This window comes from Bacteroides sp. f07 (assembly GCF_042854785.1).
Taxonomy (GTDB): Bacteria; Bacteroidota; Bacteroidia; order Bacteroidales; family Bacteroidaceae; genus Bacteroides.
Map to the genome: position 1 here is coordinate 2236814 of NZ_BAABXI010000001.1, position 17995 is coordinate 2254808.

Genomic DNA, 17995 nt, shown 5'->3' on the forward strand with positions numbered 1-17995 from the left:
TATTATCCTTTCCAGTGCATTTTAACATATCTATTATGTATCATATCATTGCCACCATGCAGTATAAGTTTTGCTTCATTGGTATCAGCAAACTGCAACAGGTTACGAGTCCGCAAACCATCCGCATACAGTTGGTCAAAATAATTACCTGGTATACTGGAATACATAGTGTTGTAACCATAACGTTTACACTCATCAAGTACTAATTGCGAAAAATAACCTATAGGGAAACATATTTCATCCACCGTTTTACCCAAAAATTCTGTGAGTGTTTTTTTCGATTCATAAAGTTCTTGTACCAATTCCTCTTTAGTAAATTCAGTTAAATCGCTGTGGCTCCAAGCATGACACTGAAATACAAAGCCCTCTTTCTGGAGTTCAAGAATTTCATCTTTATTGAGATACCCCGGCTTTCCGATCAAGCTTATCGCAAGAAAAACTGTTGGACGCAAACCATTATCTATGAAAAACTGCTTGGTATCATAAATGCCACGGAAGCCATCGTCAAAGCATATCATCACCTCTTTATTAGGATTCTCTATTTTAGCTTTTATGGTAAAGCCAGCTTTTCGTATAACCTTAATGTGCTGTGCAAACATATTGAGTGAAGTACCCATATCAGTGTATTTCTTATTGCTATACACGTCATGATAATACACTATCTTACTTTTTTTATTATGATATAATATGCTTGAGAACCATAGCAGAACTTTTTTTATTATTTTTTTCATCATGCAGTTTTGTTTATAAATTCTTCCAAACACCTACGATAGAGTGAATAGTTCCAATAATTATGCATAAACTTATACGCATTATCAGAACATTTCTTATATGTGTCGACGCTTGATATTTGTTCCATGACATTAACAAGTGCCTGTTCATCGTATGCATCAAACACAAAACCTGTATCGTTACCATCTACAAGATCATAATGTGCCCCCACCTCATTACTCACGAGCACTGGCATTCCTGCTGACATGGCCTCGTTAACAACCAATCCCCAAGGTTCATAAGTAGAAGGCAACACCAACACATGATTCTGACGATAAACATCCAATAGATCGTTGCCATACTTTGGTCCATCCCAAAAGATAGAGCCACATGACGCATACCTATTCTTAAGCATTTCATCTAAAGTTCCTTTTCCCACAATATGTAATTCGCTATTTGCATATTTTTGGTGATAAACCAAAAAAGCACGAATCATAAAATCTATATTTTTACACTCTATCAATCGCCCAACATATACGAAGCGCATTATATCTGTTTTTTTCTGCTTATACTCCTTGTTATCAAAATGTACATTATCTACCACCATCGGCATCAACAGAACCCTCTCTTGCGCCATACCAAACTTACGAAACAAGTCTTTGTGTGTATAACTACCACCAGCAAGACCATAAATATGTTTGTTTCCAAACACTATGCTTAGATACATGCGTTTTATCCAACGTTTAAACAGCCCTACCGGTTCTCTATACTGAGTGTCAGAGTCTATACCAATAGATTTACTATACCATACATTTAAGACAAACAGCATAAAAAACGACAAGCCTGTATATCCGTTAAATATAACAGTATCGTATTCCTTGAGTACACGTCGCATATAACACCACTGTCTCCATTTCGACAGGTCTGCAAGCACATCCTTCTTCCCCTCACCCCCTGTATTTTTTGCCTCGCTATCGCCCAATAGATAACAGTAATCTATTCCCATTGGCACATAGACTCTAAGATTTCGATCTACCGTATAACTGGCAGGTTCAGCAAGAAAAGCAAAAACCTTCATCAGCCTTTATATTTTTTTAAAGTTTTACGCATATGTGAAGCAGCAATCTTAAACAGCACATACCAATTCCCCCACTTGGTTTTAGATGCCATAAAGCGATAGAGATTTTCTACTTGGGGTCGGAAATTTTGCATTTTATAATCATAGCCACCGCGACCAAAATCAACAACAGAGCCACCAATTTGAGATTTTTCAACAATGTACCTCACATTATTCCACAAATTGAATTGGCCTGATTTATACAATATCACCCATCTCATACTATAAGTTCTCTGCTCATTCACAAATACAAAACCTAACGATATTGGCTCACCATTGTCATATAGAACAGGCAATTCTACCAACCCATTCTCGTAAAGTTTACGCATAAATAACCTCATAGTATCACTTAAATATGATGACGAACGTAAACCAGAATCAATCATCAATTGTATAATTCGATTTATCACATGTTCCGGATAAGGTTCATTGGCAATATTAAAAATTTTCATATTACATTGAACCGTTTTTTTGCCAAGTGTAACCAAACGCTTCCGTTCTTTGGCATTTAAGTGTCGAAACTCACTAAAAATATTCTCAGATTTAGGACAGTTTAACCATGAGTGTTCTGTTTGCGAAAAAACGAAAGCATTGCCTTGAAACACTTTCCAATATGTCAAAATAGGAGAATTAGAAACTACATTATCAAGCAACAGGAGCTTTATCAACTTATCTTCCTCTACAAATTTCCAGACATCGTTCATCAAATTATATATAGCTACAACCTCTTTCGATATAATAATATTACAAAAATCGGTATGTCTATCATTTATAAACTTTAAGAATCTCTTTTCATTTATGTAAAAAGGGAATATAGCCTGCAATTCTTTATCATTAGTACGGTATGTTATAATATAAAGTTTATCATTTTTGGTTGCAAACGTCTCCCAAGCAATCCAATTATACTTAAATGTTTGGAAAAATGTTACATCATTAGCATTATGAAATAATGAATTCCATTCAATCTCTAAATTCTTGAACTTATCAATAGCATCTATTATTTCTATCATATTTACTCTTGTGTTATTTTATATTTATTATCCACGATTACATTGGCCAAAGCTATCAATATCCACACATGCAAAAAAGAAAAGTCACCTGCAGCCATAATATAGCCCTCCGCAAAAAGATGGATGCTTCGCCATACCAATAAAGTTATCACTAACAGCAATTGCAGTGGATACCTTTTTGCATTGAACATATACTTTATTATTGGTTTTAGTACTAATATGGCAAAGAATAATGTTCCTAATAGTCCAACTGATGACAACATAAAAAACCAACTGGTACCTGGTTCAATGCCACCATTAGCACGCACACTGTCAGCCGACTTCTTAAGGTCAACACTAGAGAATCCTATTCCCAGAACTGGGCTCGATTCAAACTCCGCTTTTCTAGCATTCCACATATCATCCCTACTTGAAAACTGTCCTCCCATTGCATTACGCGCCTCTGTTTTTTCACGCACTCTTTCAGTATAAGGATACCATACAGGAGATGAGACAACCACAAGAAATAGAGCCACAATTAAATATTTCATGAATTTACCCACATTGCCCAAATAAAACCATAAATAAAAGAATAATGCAACAAACGTAGCTCCCAATGCAGCACGAGATGCACCTAAAAAACTAACAAGAACAGATGCAACAGACGCACCCAAGAAGCCCCATTTTTTATAAAAAGTTGTATCAGGATTATTTGTTTCATCAAGAAATAACTTAAAGCAAAGTAAAGATGATATACCACCAATACTACTCATTGTCATACTATGATTAGTAAATCCATTAAATCCGGACCACCCATGAAACAATGGAATATGTGCCAAATATCCACCAAACGAAATTAATGTACCGACTATAATAACCTTGTTTATTAAACCATACAAATTCCATTTAAATTTATTCGATGCATTTCCTTCATTTAATGGTCCAATTGCTAAAATCATTAAACAAAAAGAAATCAACCTATATTCAGCCTGAAATATGGACGGGATATCATTGATAAGAATAGATAAAACACATGCTATTATAAATAATACCATCGTAACATTAATCCTCACACCATTGATAAGACCTATTAAACCAATAAAAGCAAACCATCCGTAATAAGCAGTCTGAGGTATAGGAAGCCCAATACATAGTGAATTTGAGAATGCTATGATTACAGATAAAATTAAAATAATATTGCTATTCATTTTTGTGTTAAATAATTCACAAATGGTTCTATAAGTTCATTTATATCTACAGGATATTTAAGTATCTGCTTTTCTCGGTTTTTAATGTAGTGGCTAATATTTCGAGCAAGTGCCTTGTAGTCGTGTGGTTCAATCACCCAATTGTCAAAATCTTCATCTCGTATATATTCTGTGATACCAGAACCTTTGGCCGTCATAAAAGGCACGCCACAAGCATAAGCCTCAGTATAGACACACCCAAAGGCATCCCAGTAAGATGGAAGAACAAATAAATCCAAAGTATTATAGAAAGCATTTAGTTGACGATGGTCAACTTCATTTTGAAATTCAAAATACTTTGTCAATCCACGTTCGCACACATAACGTTCACATGATTCACGAGTATAACCAGTCCCAACAAACGAAACACGGATATTCCTATACCCATTATTGACTAAAATTTCGACAGCTTTTATAAGCGTAATTTGATCTTTAAGCTTCCAAAAATTAGCAACGCAACCAATATTAAAGCCTGTATGCACTTCTCCTGCCCAATAAAATTTCGTTGTATCAACCCCATTATACAGTACATATTTATCCTTCAAACAAATCCCCTCATAGGCTTCCAAATAACGAAGTATTTCCTTACTAACTCCCACATGTAAATCTACTTTATTACACAATTTAATCCCATAACTAATACAACGTTTCCTGTGCCATAGCATATTGGCAAAGCGTCCATCTGTAAGACTGAGCACATCATATCCATGGTGCTGAAGCACTGTCGTTGCCTTAGAATTGTGATATTTCACAAAGTTGGCATACTTTGCATTACCGATTACATGAGCATGCACCACTGCGATGTCCTCAAACATAATACCTATACGTTTTAACGCTTTTTCAAAAGAACGTAAGCTGAGATAGTCTCCAGCTCCAGGCCACGCATTAGTAGGCAGATTATACTGAATAAAACGATACACATGTATACCGTCATAATCATAGTCATCGCTCTTATGAAAGTATTGCTGCGGCATCATAACCACCACCCGATAACGCCCATCCTTCATTATAGCTTTCACTTGGTCATAGACATAAGGTCCCCGAAAAGACTGCATAGACGGGAAGAAAGCTGTTACCACCAAGTATATGGGTTTATTAATTAGCATTCTTAATTTCTTTTACAAATGGATAAAAATCACCACTCACGTTTCTTACTTTCTCCAAAAAATATCATGCGTGTAATAGGATTTAGCGATAATATTCTATCAACCAACAAACACAGAAAAATTACAAGCACCGCATACACAAAAGTTATCACTAATTGAAAAAAGAACCCATGGGGAATATTTAACACATCACGCAATGTACATGGCATAATTGCAATAAAAAGATAATGAATTGCATATATCGGTAATGTGTTCTTACCTATTATACTTAGTATCTTTGCCACTTTCAACTCTGAGTTTATCTCCCTACAAGCCATCCATACAACAACCACAGCACCACAAGCTGCAACAAACCAAATGACAAAACTCTCTATCGATGAGAAATACCAACCAATAATCAGCAGTAGCATACCAACAACATAACTATACTTGTTAAGAGTCACATCATTCACAAATTTATATTTGCGCATCAAAAGCCCCAATACAAAGAATGGAAAATAATACTGCACATTCTGTATGGGCAATATTCCACCAAGGTCAATATCCTTGATACGCCCCAATAAAATAACAGCATATATTGAACTATAAAGTACCATGTCAGCTACCATACAAAACTTAAACTTTTTAGAGGTGTAAGCTGCAAACGTATTCAATACATCACACCACCACAAAGCAATAAAGAACCAGTATCCTCCCCTATAAACCATTGACAAAGAAAATGTAATCCTTTCATCACAAAGATTTAGAACAATAGACCACACAACTAGAGGAACAAGCAAAGTTCTTGAACGTACCAAAAGTCGCGACATAGTCTCTTTAAAACTCTCTTCTCTATCTTTATGAGCCAAATAGCCACTAACTACAAAAAATAATGGCATTTCGCATATACCTATAATAGCAATTAAAGCCGTATGTTCAATCTTTAGGCTAAACAACACATGTCCCATCACAACCATCAACATTGCGATGCACCTTACGTAGTCAAGCTCATTAATACGTGTAATACTCATAGTTATAACCACTTTAATTTCAATGATTTCTCAAAAAACATCAAAACATTATCAATAACTATTCCTATTAGCCTCATCACTTTATGATATAATTTTCGCCATAAAGACACCATATTCTCAGTTTTTTTAGATTCCGATTGGCTTATAACTGACGTAAAACCTGACTCTGCATTATTATGCCAACAAACCTTAGTATTACAATTATATAATTCTATAATTCCATATTTGTCCCATCTTGGCCACCAATCCGAAGGTGTCACCATTGGATAATTCTCTTTCAATAATCCACAACCAATTTCACCTAAAAGAGGTCTACGTCCAACAACACACCCAAACCTAAAACAATTTACAGTTCTATTTCTCTCCTCTAAAGATAAATCTTTACCATATATCCTAGGTATCCGTTCTATTTTATATCCATACTTTTTTGACTGTTCAATAGAAAAGAATAGTCTATCTTTATCACGCCCTAAGTTTGTCAAGAAAAATCCCATATATTTAAATTAATTATGGTAAATTCCAATACAGCAAACTGAACAAAAGTAATCATACAGCATATACATCCTCAATCACAGTTTCCCAATCCTTTGCCAGCACCTGCCAATCGAAAGACTTGGCAAGTTTAATCGCCCCCTCTGCTAAAAGATCAAGCATCTCAGGATGCTGCTGTAGATTCTTAATAATAACTTCAATCTCCTCTACAGTATTAACTACAAATCCATTTTTGCCAGTGGTTATCCACTCTGTAGCGCCATAATCACCATATACCACAGAAGGCACCCCCATGGATGCAGTTTCAAGTGTAACTTTAGGAAATCCTTCAGAACGTGAAGGGAAAATGTGCAAATCAATACCTTTGAGAAACTCCGATATTTGAGTATGGCTCATTAAACCATGATAGACACAGTTCCTCAGTCCTTTGGATTTAATTTCCTCAACTACATCATAACCAATACCACCACCAACTATATGAAAAGTGAGCTCCGGAAACTTCTCTGCTATTGCATAGAAATCATCAATGCCCTTATAGCGAATATTATTACCTATAAACGCTATATTATGTAACTTATCTCTAGATCTACTTTGAGGTTGAAATAGCTCTGTGTCAATACCTAAATACAGCACTCCGTCAGAATTAATCCCAAGCAATTCCTTATTCTTCTCAGACATGTATTTGGTAATAGCATAGGTTTTCGTCGTAAAGCTATAGACGTTTACAATAGCTTCCTTAGAGCCATAAGATGCAATAGATTTATCTAGATTTGTACTTGATATGACCCCCTCAACAGTTGTGAACGACTTCTTACCAAACCACTTCAGGCACCTACTACAGAACTCCCATATTTCACCTTTTGGCAAATATGCCACGTCACACCACATAATACCTCTCAAATATGTAAGATAACGAAAATAACGTTGAGGACGCAAACACTTAAACAACTTTATGCCAACCAAATCACTATCCACACTCAAATTACCATTTGGGAAAAGCATTGCCGCACACTCAATCTTCCCCTTATTAAGATATTTTGCCAAAGCACGACAATTCAAATTTTGCGCATTAGTGTAATTAACGTATCCTCCAAGGAACACTTTTATCTTTTTAGTCTTCATTTCCTGTGAGTATTTTTAATACCTGTTGTTTGTTAAACGAAGCGTATGCACTATCATACCATTCCTTTACAACCTTACAATCTTCTTCATAAACCTGCTTGTCCGCTATCCGTGTTCCCACCTCTAATAAACTCATACTTTCATAAAGAGGATAGCGATATTGTTCATAAAAGATTGTTGTACCATGAGACAACACCTCATCAACCAAGAAAAAAGTAGGAACACCAAAATTTGCATATTCGAAACTAGTAGTAGAACTCCATGTAATATGGAATAAAGCTAAAGGAACCAACTCTATTAATGTTTTTGTGGTAAACTCTACAAACGGATGTTTTGTGGTGACATCACTCAAATCTACCTCATTATTAAAACGAGGATGGTGCTTCAACAACACCTTATAACCCCATTTATCCAATTGCTCCAAGCACTCATACAACATCTTAGGCGAATGCTTATACCACATTTCACCATCTGATGTTATTTGCAAAGATATTACAACGCACTCTCGTTTTTGATATACAATATCAATCGCAGAAGTTGGTATTGGATAACCAACTACCCTTATCCTCTTACATAATTCATCTTTAGGCAAAGCTCCTTCAAAAGCATGTCGGTAAAGTGTTCCCCATAGCATCACACGTCTGTTACACTTTGTATATGAGGGTGTCAATTTGTCTTTCTCTATAAAATACCCGGGATGTCCATTAAATATAATTCCATGTTGATAGTCGTACACAACACCATTTGGACTCAACTCGGCTAAAACATCAATCATAGAGTTTGAGATTGTAATATATCTCTTTGCTCTAAACCTATGAAAGGTAATTGCATCCCAAACATGAGCTATCTTCGCATCTATCTCTACAGATATTTTTCCTTTATGACTAATACGCATTAGCTTACGCATTATTGTCACAATCCAAAAGAAAGCATCTGCTTTCATACACTGAGGAGCACGAGGATTAGAAGTCCCACCATCAGGTTCTTCCATTATAAGATATTTCACCCCATTCTCTTTACAAACCTCAACTATCAAATCAAAATAAGGATTCGTACCTTTAGTTGAACGATTGAAATGCTGCGGATAATATAGAACTACATCTATATTTTTGCCAAACAAAATGTGCTTGGTCAATTGAATAAAAGAATATAAGATATCGAAAAACATTATAACATTAAAATTACAACTTTACAGCCTTTGTTGATATATACTTATAAGCCACCATGCAACTACTACTGTAAATGTTAGTGTTGATACAAAATAAATGATAGGATTAACAAATAAGGGCCTAAATGCAAGTAATGCTATATGCTGAACTATATAAAACTCAAAACTAATATTGCCTAGAAATTCAAGCCATTTTACTTTTTTTATTTCGTCAAAGTTATATTTCCAAAAAACAATCACAATCATCGCCGCACCAATACCCCGAAAAAACATGTATATTTTACCTGCTCCCCAATATACATGTGCAAGTAAAAACACAGCTATACAAATCCATATAACAAGGACAATCTTATTTTGTAGAAACTTCAATTCATTCTTTTGCGTGATATAACGAGCCAAAGTTCCTATGCAGCAGACTGCTACTAAGTAAATCAAACTGTACATCGGTTGATTGGTGAAAAGAGCAAATAAGCCCAATGCCAATAGCCCCCATGAATATTTCCACCCCACTTTATTTATAACTCCAATAATAAGAGGCATTATCAAAAACAACCACACTTCATATTCTAAATACCATGCGGAAGGATTAATCTGATTTTCTGCATCTTTAATAAACAAACACGATGCACTTTTTAGAAAATCCGACATCATTATTGGGTAATTCCAAAATTTGTTACCCCATTCAGTAAAACAAGAAACATTCCACTCAAGATGACAGTTTGCAAACAACATTCCAAAAAGCAATATTATAATGTGGGCAGGATAGATATGTAACACTTTTCGCTGTATACCATTAAAATAACGTTCTACAGAAAAAGACTTTGTATTACAATAGAAAAAGCCAGAAAGCACAAAGAATATTGCCACTGCTATTGATCCATCAACTATAAAACTCCATCGCATAAGACGAAAATCATTCACAGGATTCCAATCAACTGCCTTCACATAATGCGAAAGATATACTATTACAGCACAAATAGCACGAAGATACTGTATTCCTACATTTTTGCCCCCAACCAAGGGGTGTACAATATTAAGATTCGGCATATCACAACATCATACATTTACCGGTTTTTAATATAATCTCTTATATGAATTATCAAATATCTAAAACTTTTATCGATGCATACAAATAATATCGTAAGTAATAATAGGACTAAACATCCAATAATTAAACAGTATGTAAGAGCGCCAACTATTGATGTTGAATTAATTAAAGAACTGATATCCCTTTCAATATACAAAATAGAGCATATTACAATAAAAAGGATAACAACATATTTAAAAAACACTGGTACATATTCTTTAATTATGGACACTTGGAAACCATTTTTAAATAGATAAAATGGTTGCCAACAAATTTTTATAAGCAAATCAGCTATTGTAAAAGCGAATAAGATACCAGGTAATCCGAAATACTTACCTAATATTAATGATAGAGACACACTAATAAGCACCTCTGCTATTGGAGCCCATACATCTTGGAACAATCCATAAGCATCTTTGAAGTTTGTGACAGTAAGACGCGCTTGAAGTATGAAAATATGAATAGACATCAGTATGAGAACTAATTGAGGCATAATATATTCTTCACCTAGCCATACAAGAATTAACTTCGGAACAGCAAAATAAAGCGTTATACTGCACAACCCTGCAACAAAGTATCTTAAACTCATTAGTTCAAAAAACACTTTAAGCAGTTTTTCTTTGTTACCCTCTGCTATTAAATTTCCTATACTAGCTCCCATACCAATAAACAAACCATCAAAAAAGGCTGTTATTTTAGACATCAGCATATTATAGTTGCCATATATTGCAACCATAGACAATGAAGAAAAAATACTTATAAAAATATTTATTGACCCATTAAATATTAAATGAGATAACTTAAATGCAAAAACTTGCTTTGTCCTTACCCACAAGTCTTTGTAATCTTTAAATTTAGCTCTTCCTAATTTAATAGAAGTATTTAGCCATGGATAGCGTATCTTCACAGAAAGATGAAGAATGATAGAGTTTACTGTTCCCGCAACAATCTCCCAACATATCCACCAAATATAGCAAAATGGCAGTAATGATGATGCCATCTGTAACAATGTCTTTACAACAGTAATAGTATTATAGCGATATATTATTACATAGTTATTCTGCGATGCAGAAAGAATAATCTGCTTATAATTAACAAAATAACTAAGAAGAGCACCATATACCATTGAGAAGAACATGAAATACACTAACCATAGTGGAATATTTATATCCTTAAACATTAACGGAAAAAAGCACGATAATATAAGACTAGCACCACCTATCAATATACCTATACGGGAATAAAGGAAGCCATAAACTGATACAATATCACTTATTTTTTCTCTTTCATCATTAAATAAAGGCTTATAAAGGGTAACACCAACAGCAGTACCAATACCCAGCTCTGTGATATTCATCAAATTAAGTATATCGCCTAACGTTGATGACAATCCCAAGAACTCTGTACCGAGATTATCTAAGAAAACTTTACGAGAGAAGAAAGCCAAAACTGCCGTAATAACATAAAATATCACGTTCACTTTGGCATTTTTTATAGATTTCTGTATTCTACTTGCCATTAAAATCCTTTTTCAAAACTCAATTATTCCTTGTTGAGATAATAAGAGTCTGTGTCACTTACTTTTTTAGCAGGATTACCTGCTACGGTAATTCCAGGTTCATTTATAGAATGTACGACTACTGCATTTGCACCAATTACCACATCACTAGCTATAGTAATATTACCAATAATCTTTGCACCACTTCCAAGTAAATACCCTATCCCCTATCTGCGGAGCACTAGGTTTATCATAACGTCCCTGCCAACCAATTGTAACATCAGACAAAATCTTGCAATCCTTTCCTATTTTAGCGTTAAGATGCACCACAATCTTACCATGGACAATATGAAGACCAGAATCAGCACAGTTAGGGTTAAGTTCTATACCTGTAATTGCACGTAATCTTGATAACTTCTTCATAAAATATATGCGTTTCACCCCCATGAAATATTATTACGATTAATAAAATATTCCAAGTATCTAAGACATTTAGTAAATTCATAGTTATAATCGGGAAATAGCCATTCAAGTATTCGTTGTTTTAATGAAGGATACAGTATCTTATGTTGAGCCTTGCGGTCTTCAAGAAGATAATGCTTTAAATCCTGTTTAGACTGTATCATTGTTCCATTAAATAAACTTTACTAATTATTTTACGAAGTTGTTCCTCGCCTATGATTACCTCCACAAATTCACGAAACACGCCTTCCCCACCCTTTTTGGAAAGAGGAACATTGGCTAGTTGTTTCACATACTCGGGAGCTGATGTCGGAACACCGGCAAATCCCACTTTAGAAAGAACATCCATATCATTAAGATCGTCACCTATATAGGCAACTTGTGCCAAAGTGATCGATAATTCCTTACACAGATTCTTTACAATAGAAAGTTTATCTTTTACTCCAAGATAACAATAATCCACTTTCAATTTATCTGCACGACGTTGTACTATTTGAGTATTCTCACCAGTAATAATCCCCACGGGAATATGAAGATTGTGGGCAAATAGCACACCTGCACTATCATATGTGTTGAACTTCTTTAATTCTACATTGTCAGCATCATAATACATCCCCCCATCAGTCCACACCCCGTCAATGTCGGTAAGAATAAGTTTCGGCAGCATATTATAAGATGTACTTTGGGTAAATTATTTCATTGGCAGGAATATCTTCCTTAACAGTATGGCCAATTACTAAATCCTTCTGGCTCCATTTGAAACCATCGCCAGGACTAAGCATATGTATATCTTCTTCTGTAATAATCCCACCAGCTTTCAATGCACGTTTGCTTGCAATAGAACGTTCAAGCTTCTCCTTGGCAGTAGTAACATTCTTATCGATATACAAATCCTCAGTTCCAAGCCATTTTTCTGCAATACGAATGTCCCTAATCATACGGTTTACACCATCGGGTCCCAATGAACCAGCCTGGTCGGTACCTTTCATGTGACGGTCTATAGTGATATGCTTCTCTATAATCTCAGCTCCCATACCTACTGCTACCACAGGAGCCGAAATACCGATAGTATGATCTGAAAAACCTATTGGATACTGGCTATAGTGTTTCTTCAAATAACTGATAGTTTTAAGATTAAGATTATCAGGATGTGTAGGATATTGTGATACACAATGTAATATTGAAATATTGGAATGGTAACGCGTAATCGTGTCAAGAGCATTATCAAGTTCTTGTTTTCCTGCCATACCAGTAGAAAGAATTATAGGTATCTTAGTTTCTGCCATCGCTGCAAGCAAAGGAAGATTGGTAAGATCACGACTCGCTACTTTCAAATAGTCGGGAGTAAAAAGTTTAAGCAATGACATGCAACCTTTAGCACAAAGTGTCTCAACAAAATCGAGACCTTTTTCCTTAGCATACTTATATACTTCATAATGAGCCTCGTCATCAAGTTCAAGAAAGGCACGATGTTCGCCATAAGTACGACCAAATGAATTAGGAGTATCGTAGATACGATTCATCTGTGAATTAGTCAGTTCTTCGTTAAGATCACGCTTAGTCATCTTAACTGCATTCATTGGCCTTAAATCTATACCAAATGTTTCCTCTTTAACAGGACGAGAAATCAATTCGACTATTAACTTTGCCACATCAACAGAACCATTATGGTTTTGACCAATCTCACCTATAATATAAGTTTCACCTTTAGTTATCATTTTGAATTTTTATTTATTTGTTGAACCATTGCATTATAAGTATCCGGATGCTCATCGAGATAAGACACAACTTCATCAATTGTAGGATATGGATTTACCTTACAAAGCTCAGCATAAACTTTCTGTGCATTAGCAAAATCTTCAAGCGTATCTATTGTAAGGCGTATATTCGAACGACCTTTAAGACAAATAGGGCCTTCAATCCATTCTACCTTAAAAATTGCAGGGTTTGAATATATGTAGTTAGTTACATGTTCATGATAGATTTTCTCACTTGTTAAACGCTGTACCTTCTTTAATGCATCTAAAGAGACATATTCTGCCCAAAAGCCAAAATGAGTTTTAATGGAAGGGAAACCGTTAATATCAAAACTAATATACTCAGCATCAGCCTTATTTGCAACTTCAACCAATTTCTTAATTGAGTTCAGCTCAAGAAAAGGATTATCAGAGCAGATACGGATGATTCTATCCACTCCATTTGCTTCTGCTGCATCTATAAAACGCTTCAAAACATCATTTTCTTCCCCTCTAAAGCATATTATATTACGTTCTTCACAAAACTGTTCTATTACATCATTCTCAGAACCTACTGAGGTAGCAATAATAATCTTTGTATCTGCAATCTGATTTAATTTATCTACAAGCAAATCCAAAATACAATTATTATTATAAAATGGGCGTAACACTTTATGCGGTAACCTAGTTGACCCCATACGAGCCTGAACCAAAAATGCAGTTTTCATGTATTATTTTTTACTTATATAGAATTTATTTCTTTCTCCAAACCATCTTATCAACCACACCAGTATAACTCTGAATAATCTTCACCACCTTGTTGGCAACATCCTCAACATACACAGGTACAGGTATCCCATTATCCCCCTCGGCATTCATAGCAATAGCCGTATCTACAGCCTGAAGAAGAGATTTTTCGTCAATGCCTGCAAGGATAAAGCCAGCCTTGTCCAACGATTCGGGACGTTCAGTACTGGTGCGGATACAGACAGCCGGAAAAGGATGCCCCACACTGGTAAAGAAACTGCTTTCCTCGGGCAGGGTACCTGAATCACTGATCACAGCAGCAGCATTCATCTGCAGGCAGTTGTAGTCATGAAAACCGAGAGGCTCGTGGCGAATTACACGTTTATCCAATTGGAAACCGCTCTTCTCAATGCGGTTGCGCGAGCGCGGATGACAACTGTAAAGGATAGGCATGTCATACTTCTCAGCTATGGCATTGATGGCATTGAACAGTGAAAGGAAATTCTCCTCTGTATCTATGTTCTCCTCGCGGTGGGCACTGAGCAGAATGTATTTGCCCTTCTCCAAACCGAGACGTTGATGAATGTCGCTGGCTTCTATGTCAGCAAGATTGGCATGCAATACCTCAGCCATGGGACTACCGGTTACATAGGTACGTTCTTTGGGAAAACCACACTCGTGAAGGTATCTTCTTGCGTGCTCGCTGTATGCCAGATTTACATCACTGATGATATCAACAATACGTCGGTTGGTCTCCTCAGGAAGACATTCATCCTTGCAACGGTTTCCTGCCTCCATGTGGAAAATGGGAATATGAAGACGTTTTGCTGCGATAGCACTCAAGCAAGAATTGGTATCACCTAATATAAGCAATGCATCAGGTTTGATCGCATTCATTAATTTGTAGGAGCAGTTGATTATATTGCCAACCGTTGAACCCAAGTCGTCACCTACGGCATCCATATAAACCTCAGGATCGGCTAATTTCAAATCCTTGAAAAAAACTCCGTTGAGGTTGTAATCATAGTTCTGACCGGTATGCGCCAAAACTGTATCAAAGTATTTGCGACACTTGGTGATAACTGCCGCAAGACGAATAATCTCCGGTCTTGTACCTACTATGATAAGAAGTTTCAGTTTGCCGTTATCCGCAAACTTTACATCGCTATAATCTGTTTTAATATCTGCCATAATGTATTTATTCTACGGGTAAGAAATAAGTGTCCGGACAATTGGGGTCAAATGCCTCGTTGGCCCACATGAGGGTTACCAAATCGCAAGTATCAGAGAGGTTTATGATATTGTGAGTATAGCCGGGCAACATGTGTACAGCCTCTATCTTATCACCGCTAACCTCAAAATTCAACACTTCGTCAGAATCTATCCGGCGTTGCTGAATGAGAGCCTTACCCGATACAACAATAAAAAACTCCCATTTCGTATGATGCCAATGCTGCCCCTTGGTAATACCGGGCTTACTGATGTTCACACTAAACTGACCACAGTTCATTGTCTTCAGTAACTCGGTGAAACTCCCACGGTCATCTACGTTCATCTTCAACGGAAAGATTACCTTTTCTTGGGGTAAATAGCTAAGGAAGGTACTATAAAGTTTCTTGGCGAATGAGTTCCCGGGAATCTCGGGCATTACCAATGTTTGGGGCTGTGCCTTAAAGGATTCGAGTAACGAAACGATTTCACCAAGGGTTGCTTTGTGGGTAGTAGGCACAGCACAGTAACGCCCGTCAGCATTAAGGACTGTCTCCACACCGTCAAACTCACAATGATGTTCTTCACCTTGCAAAGCATTTATCATTTCTTTTACAAGGTCATCAATATAAAGAAGTTCAAGCTCTGCACCGGGATCATTAACCTGTATGGCAAGGTCGTTGGCGATGTTGTTGCAGAATGTGGCAACCGCACTGTTATAATTAGGACGACACCATTTGCCAAAGAGATTCGGGAAACGATAGACCAATACTCTGGCACCTGTTTCTCTACCATATTCAAAGAACAGTTCCTCACCCGCCAACTTGCTCTTACCGTAATCGCTGGTACCGTAACGGCCAATCAGGGTTGCCTGGATGCTACTTGACAACATCACGGGGCAATTGTTCTTATGAGCCTTCAAACAATCGAGCAACATTGACGCGAAGCCGAAGTTGCCGCTCATAAACTCGCTATTCTCTTTGGGACGGTTTACACCTGCCAAATTGAAAACAAAGTCACAGTCAGAACAGTAAGCATCCAGTTCCTCCTGACTACTGTCTATGTCATACTCATAAACAACGTCAATAACAAGACCGCCATAACAGCGGGCCTTTCCTTCCTTTATATTGTTGAGTTCGGCACAAAGATTCTTTCCTACAAAACCTTTGGCACCTGTAACCAATATCTTCATTATTCTGAACGGATTTCTTTAGACTTTGCACGCTCTATTAAACCGAGATCTTCCTGAATGAAACGTAAGCGCATAAGCTGTTCCTTCATCCCCTCAACATCCAGACGTGCGGTATTGTGAGAGTGATAGTCCTCAATTGCTGAAACCTTCTCATTACCTTCCACAAAGAACTTGTCATAGTTGAGGTCACGAGTGTCGCAAGGAATGCGGTAGTAGTTGCCGCAATCAATAGCTTTTGCCATTTCCTCACGGGTAACCAAAGTCTCATAGAGTTTTTCACCGTGACGGGTACCGATGATCTTAACCTCGGTTTCACCGTATTTAGGATCAATCCTGGAATAAATCTGCTTCAAAGCTTCAGCAAGCACATCCAAGGTGGCGGCAGGAGCCTTCTGTACGAAAAGGTCACCATTGTGACCATGGGTAAAGGCATAGACAACGAGGTCTACCGCATCATCCAAAGTCATCATGAAACGGGTCATATTGGGATCGGTAATGGTTATGGATTTACCCAACATGATTTGTTCCACCCACAAAGGAATAACCGAACCACGCGATGCCATTACATTGCCATAGCGGGTACAACAGATAGTCGTCTGAGCACCTTCACCTAATTCCCGTCCCTTCGCAATAGCCACCTTTTCCATCAAAGCTTTGGAGATCCCCATGGCATTGATGGGATAAGCCGCCTTGTCAGTAGAAAGAACGACTACATTCTTCACGCCGTGATCAATGGCTGAAAGCAGCACATTGCTTGTGCCCATCACATTGGTCATGGCCGCTTCCATAGGGAAGAATTCACAGGAAGGCACCTGTTTCAAAGCGGCAGCAGCAAACACATAGTCCACTCCACGCATCGCAACATCCACAGATTCACGGTTACGAACATTACCAATATAAAACTTCACCTTTGACGCCTGTTCGGGATGCTGTGCCTGAAGATGGTGACGCATATCATCCTGTTTCTTTTCATCCCGTGAAAAAATACGGATTTCCTTGATATCACTTGTGAGAAAACGACGGAGTACGGCATTACCGAATGAACCTGTACCACCTGTGATTAACAGGACTTTGTCTTTAAACACTGACATATCTTTGATAT

The 17995-nt window shown here is 36.8% G+C and carries 18 protein-coding genes; all 18 read right to left on the bottom strand.

The genetic code is table 11. The annotated features are described in order from the left end of the window. Positions 1-2: 2 nt before the first annotated feature. Positions 3-734 carry a polysaccharide deacetylase family protein gene (locus tag ACGHVY_RS09065; protein ID WP_390598524.1) on the bottom strand — a complete coding sequence of 244 codons (732 nt, stop codon included), beginning with the start codon at positions 732-734 and terminating at the stop codon, positions 3-5. Continuing rightward, positions 731-1789: a glycosyltransferase family 4 protein gene (locus tag ACGHVY_RS09070; RefSeq protein ID WP_390598526.1), complete on the bottom strand. Its 1059-nt coding sequence runs from the start codon at positions 1787-1789 to the stop codon at positions 731-733. The genes ACGHVY_RS09065 and ACGHVY_RS09070 overlap by 4 nt, the downstream gene beginning before the upstream one ends. Continuing rightward, positions 1789-2838 (bottom strand): hypothetical protein, encoded by a 1050-nt coding sequence (locus tag ACGHVY_RS09075; RefSeq protein WP_390598527.1) that lies wholly within the window; start codon positions 2836-2838, stop codon positions 1789-1791. Before ACGHVY_RS09075 ends, ACGHVY_RS09070 begins: the two co-directional genes overlap by 1 nt. Before the next feature lie 2 nt (positions 2839-2840). Next, the gene (locus ACGHVY_RS09080) at positions 2841-4025 is read right to left on the bottom strand and encodes an O-antigen ligase family protein (protein WP_390598529.1); all 1185 of its coding nucleotides are present in this window, start codon (positions 4023-4025) and stop codon (positions 2841-2843) included. Then, on the bottom strand, positions 4022-5170 hold the full coding sequence (locus tag ACGHVY_RS09085; protein WP_390598530.1) for a glycosyltransferase family 4 protein: 1149 nt from the start codon (positions 5168-5170) through the stop codon (positions 4022-4024). Before ACGHVY_RS09085 ends, ACGHVY_RS09080 begins: the two co-directional genes overlap by 4 nt. Before the next feature lie 29 nt (positions 5171-5199). Continuing rightward, on the bottom strand, positions 5200-6180 hold the full coding sequence (locus tag ACGHVY_RS09090) for an acyltransferase family protein (RefSeq protein WP_390598532.1): 981 nt from the start codon (positions 6178-6180) through the stop codon (positions 5200-5202). 2 nt (positions 6181-6182) lie between these two features. Continuing rightward, positions 6183-6674 (bottom strand): hypothetical protein, encoded by a 492-nt coding sequence (locus ACGHVY_RS09095; RefSeq protein WP_390598534.1) that lies wholly within the window; start codon positions 6672-6674, stop codon positions 6183-6185. A 52-nt stretch (positions 6675-6726) separates the two neighbouring features. Next, positions 6727-7794, bottom strand: coding sequence for a glycosyltransferase family 4 protein (locus tag ACGHVY_RS09100; protein WP_390598536.1), 1068 nt, complete (start codon positions 7792-7794; stop codon positions 6727-6729). After that, entirely contained in the window at positions 7784-8962 is a 1179-nt protein-coding gene (locus ACGHVY_RS09105; protein ID WP_390598538.1) for a hypothetical protein, read from the bottom strand. The genes ACGHVY_RS09100 and ACGHVY_RS09105 overlap by 11 nt, the downstream gene beginning before the upstream one ends. Positions 8963-8983: 21 nt before the next feature. Beyond that, positions 8984-10009, bottom strand: coding sequence for an acyltransferase family protein (locus ACGHVY_RS09110; RefSeq protein WP_390598540.1), 1026 nt, complete (start codon positions 10007-10009; stop codon positions 8984-8986). Positions 10010-10026: 17 nt separating this feature from the next. Next, positions 10027-11568, bottom strand: coding sequence for a lipopolysaccharide biosynthesis protein (locus ACGHVY_RS09115; RefSeq protein ID WP_390598542.1), 1542 nt, complete (start codon positions 11566-11568; stop codon positions 10027-10029). A gap of 162 nt (positions 11569-11730) precedes the next feature. Continuing rightward, positions 11731-11970, bottom strand: a complete 240-nt coding sequence (locus ACGHVY_RS09120; protein WP_390598544.1) for a hypothetical protein — start codon at positions 11968-11970, stop codon at positions 11731-11733. A gap of 199 nt (positions 11971-12169) precedes the next feature. Further along, positions 12170-12676 carry a KdsC family phosphatase gene (locus tag ACGHVY_RS09125; protein ID WP_390598546.1) on the bottom strand — a complete coding sequence of 169 codons (507 nt, stop codon included), beginning with the start codon at positions 12674-12676 and terminating at the stop codon, positions 12170-12172. A 1-nt stretch (position 12677) separates the two neighbouring features. Next, positions 12678-13727 (bottom strand): N-acetylneuraminate synthase family protein, encoded by a 1050-nt coding sequence (locus tag ACGHVY_RS09130; RefSeq protein WP_390598548.1) that lies wholly within the window; start codon positions 13725-13727, stop codon positions 12678-12680. Then, positions 13724-14473 (bottom strand): cytidylyltransferase domain-containing protein, encoded by a 750-nt coding sequence (locus ACGHVY_RS09135; RefSeq protein ID WP_390598550.1) that lies wholly within the window; start codon positions 14471-14473, stop codon positions 13724-13726. The genes ACGHVY_RS09130 and ACGHVY_RS09135 overlap by 4 nt, the downstream gene beginning before the upstream one ends. A gap of 25 nt (positions 14474-14498) precedes the next feature. After that, positions 14499-15683, bottom strand: a complete 1185-nt coding sequence (locus tag ACGHVY_RS09140) for a UDP-N-acetyl glucosamine 2-epimerase (protein ID WP_390598551.1) — start codon at positions 15681-15683, stop codon at positions 14499-14501. 7 nt (positions 15684-15690) lie between these two features. Then, entirely contained in the window at positions 15691-16893 is a 1203-nt protein-coding gene (locus ACGHVY_RS09145) for a capsular polysaccharide biosynthesis protein CapF (protein ID WP_390598328.1), read from the bottom strand. After that, positions 16893-17984, bottom strand: a complete 1092-nt coding sequence (locus ACGHVY_RS09150; RefSeq protein WP_390598330.1) for a polysaccharide biosynthesis protein — start codon at positions 17982-17984, stop codon at positions 16893-16895. The genes ACGHVY_RS09145 and ACGHVY_RS09150 overlap by 1 nt, the downstream gene beginning before the upstream one ends. Positions 17985-17995 lie beyond the last annotated feature (11 nt).